The sequence below is a fragment of the Kitasatospora putterlickiae genome, from assembly GCF_039527695.1.
Classification (GTDB): Bacteria; Actinomycetota; Actinomycetes; order Streptomycetales; family Streptomycetaceae; genus Kitasatospora; species Kitasatospora putterlickiae.
Map to the genome: position 1 here is coordinate 1 of NZ_BAAAKJ010000268.1, position 2,997 is coordinate 2,997.

The following is a 2,997-nucleotide window of genomic DNA, read 5'->3' on the forward strand; positions in this document are numbered from 1 at the left end:
TGGCCCACGACGGTCTGCCGTGGAGCGTCGACGTCCACGACCGGCTGCTCACCGAACTGCTCGGCCCGCGCCCCACCGTCCCCGGCACCCAGCCGCGGCTGCTCGCCGAGCTCGCCGTCGAGCTCCAGCGGGCGCTCGGCGGGCGCCCGTTCAACCCCGACTCGCACAGCCAGGTGCTGCGCGCCTTCGCCGACGCCGGCATCCCGCTCGGCTCCACCCGGTCCTGGGAGCTGAAGACCATCGACCACCCGGCGGCCCGGCTGCTGGTCCGCTACAAGGAGCTGTCCCGGATCCACGTCGCGCACGGCTGGGCCTGGCAGGACGCCTGGGCCCGCGGCGGCCGGTTCCGCCCCGAGTACGTGGTCGGCGGCGTGGTCTCCGGCCGCTGGGCCAGCCGCGGCGGCGGCGCGCTGCAGATCCCGCGCATCCTGCGCCGCGCCGTGGTCGCCGACCCGGGCTGGCTGCTGGTGGTGGCCGACGCCGCCCAGCTGGAGCCGCGGGTGCTCGCCGCGCTCTCCCAGGACGCCGGACTGGCCCGCACCGCCGCCGGCGGCGACCTGTACGAGGCGCTGGCCGCCACCGCCTTCCACGGCGACCGCGACAAGGCCAAACTGGGCCTGCTCGGCGCCATGTACGGCCAGACCAGCGGCGACATCGGCCCGCTGCTGGCCACCCTGCGGGGCCGCTACCCGGCCGCGATGGGCTACGTCGAGGCGGCCGCCCGCACCGGCGAGGACGGCGGCGTGGTCGCCTCCCGGCTGGGCCGCCCCTGCCCGCCCGCCTCCGCCGACTTCCTGGACCTCACCGAGGCGCCCGAGACGGCGGGCGACGCCGGCGGCCGCTCGGCCCGCGCCCGCGGCCGGTTCACCCGCAACTTCGTCATCCAGGCCAGCGCCTCCGACTGGGCGCTGGCCCTGCTGGCGGCGCTGCGCCGCCGGCTCGCCGAGCTCCCGGTGGCCACCGCGGCCGACCGCCCGCACCTGGTGTTCTTCCAGCACGACGAGGTCATGGTGCACACCCCCGCCAACCTGGCCGACGAGGTGGCGGCGGCGGTCGCCGAAGCGGCGGACGAGGCCCGCCGGCTGGTCTTCGGCGACACACCGGTGCGGTTCCCGCTCAGCACCGCCGTGGTGGAGTGCTACGCCGACGCCAAATGAGCCCTCACAGCTTGCGGAAGCCGCGCGCCTCCTCGGCCGCCGCCACCACCTCGGCCAGCGCCGCCCCGGTCGAGGCGGTCACCGCGGCGGCCACCGCACCCTCCACGAACGGCGCGTCGACCAGCACCACCCCGGGGCGCGGCGCGTCCTCCAGCACGGTCACCGCGGTCAGCACCGAACTCCCGAGATCCGGCAGCACCGCGACCCCGGCCCCGCCGTCCGCCTCGGCCACCGCCCGGGCGATCAGCTCGTAACTGGTCCCGAGCCCGCCCTCCTCGGTCCCCCCGGCCACCACCACCCGCACCTCGTCCGAGGCGAGCTCCGCCAGCAGCTCCTTCAACCCGCCGGCCAGCGCCGCGCTGTGCGAGACCAGAACGATGCCCACGTGTCCACTCATGCCCCCGACCCTAGGCCGTAGTTGCTCCACCCGGGTGAGCGGCTTCCCGCGTGTCGGATTCCGTGCCCGGGGGCCCCGTCTGGCGTAGCGTCGGGTCAGCACCGTCTGCCGAGGGGAGCGCGTACGCCGTGAAGAAGCTCATCAACGCCGCGGAGACCGTCCTGGAGGACGCGCTGGCCGGAGTGGCCGCCGCGCACCCGGAGCTGGCGGTAGACGTCGCCAACCGGGTGATCACCCGGGCCGTGCGGCCGACCGCCCCCAAGGTGGCGCTGGTGTCCGGCGGCGGGTCGGGGCACGAGCCGCTGCACGGCGGCTACGTCGGCCCCGGCATGCTGGACGCGGCCTGCCCCGGCGAGGTGTTCACCTCCCCCGTCCCGGACCAGATGCTGGCCGCCGCCAAGGCCGTGGACACCGGCGCCGGCGTGGTGTTCGTGGTCAAGAACTACACCGGCGACGTGATGAACTTCGAGCTCGCCGCGGAACTGGCCGCCGAGGAGGGCGTCGAGGTCCGCACGGTGCTGGTCAACGACGACGTGGCGGTGGAGGACTCCACCTGGACGGCCGGGCGGCGCGGCACCGGCGCGACCGTGCTGGTGGAGAAGATCGCGGGCGCGCTGGCCGAGCGCGGCGCGCCGCTGGACGAGGTGGCCGCCCTCGGCGAGCGGGTGAACGCGGCCTCCCGCTCGTTCGCGATCGCGCTGACCGCGGCGACCGTCCCGGCGGCCGGCAAGCCCGGCTTCGAGCTGGCCGACGACGAGATCGAGGTGGGCGTCGGCATCCACGGCGAGCCCGGCCGGCGCCGGGAGCGGCTGCGCCCGGCCCGGGAGCTGGTCGCCGAGGTGGTGGAGACCGTCCTCACCGACCACCACCTGACCGCCGGTGACGAGGTCATCGCCCTGGTCAACGGCCTCGGCGCGACCCCCCTGATGGAGCTGTACATCGTCTTCGGCGAGGTCGCCGCCCGGCTGGCCGGGCACGGCATCACGGTGGCCCGCAGCCTGGTCGGCAACTACGTGACCAGCCTGGACATGGCCGGCTTCTCGCTCACCCTCGCCAAGGCCGACGGCCAGCTCCTGGAGCTGTGGGACGCCCCGGTGGACACCCCCGCCCTCAAGCGCGCCTGACCGACGGAACAGGAGCATCCGCACATGGACGTCGACACCCCCCTCGCCGAGGCCTGGGTCCGCGCGCTGGCCGCCGCGGTCGAGAAGGAGCACGGGCGGCTCACCGAACTGGACTCCGCGATCGGCGACGGCGACCACGGCAGCAACCTGCGACGCGGCCTCACCGCCGTGCTGGCCGTCCTGGACGCGCCGGACGCCCCGGTCTTCCCCGGGCCCGGCGCGCTGCTGACCAAGACCGGCACCACGCTGATCTCCAAGGTCGGCGGCGCCTCCGGCCCGCTCTACGGCAAGGCGTTCCGGGCGATCGGCGCCGCGCTGC

At 75.8% G+C, this 2,997-nt stretch carries 4 protein-coding genes; 3 read left to right on the forward strand and 1 reads right to left on the reverse strand.

Annotated elements, in window-relative coordinates:
• On the forward strand, positions 1-1,157 hold a 1,157-nt coding region (locus ABD308_RS27095; protein ID WP_344339698.1), incomplete at its 5' end, for a bifunctional 3'-5' exonuclease/DNA polymerase.
• Between the two features lie 4 nt (positions 1,158-1,161).
• Here the strand turns inward: ABD308_RS27095 and dhaM are convergent.
• Positions 1,162-1,554, reverse strand: a complete 393-nt coding sequence (gene dhaM / locus ABD308_RS27100; RefSeq protein ID WP_344339703.1) for a dihydroxyacetone kinase phosphoryl donor subunit DhaM — start codon at positions 1,552-1,554, stop codon at positions 1,162-1,164.
• 128 nt (positions 1,555-1,682) lie between these two features.
• Between dhaM and dhaK the strand changes: the two genes are divergently transcribed.
• Both dhaK and ABD308_RS27110 read left to right on the forward strand, forming a co-directional pair.
• Positions 1,683-2,678 (forward strand): dihydroxyacetone kinase subunit DhaK, encoded by a 996-nt coding sequence (dhaK, locus tag ABD308_RS27105; RefSeq protein WP_344339707.1) that lies wholly within the window; start codon positions 1,683-1,685, stop codon positions 2,676-2,678.
• A gap of 24 nt (positions 2,679-2,702) precedes the next feature.
• Positions 2,703-2,997: DAK2 domain-containing protein (locus ABD308_RS27110; RefSeq protein ID WP_344339710.1), on the forward strand; the 295-nt coding region annotated here is incomplete at its 3' end.

Bases quoted from the DNA above. Each gene is read 5' to 3' on its own strand.
- dhaM (WP_344339703.1), bottom strand. From the start codon at position 1,554: ATGAGTGGACACGTGGGCATCGTTCTGGTCTCGCACAGCGCGGCGCTG.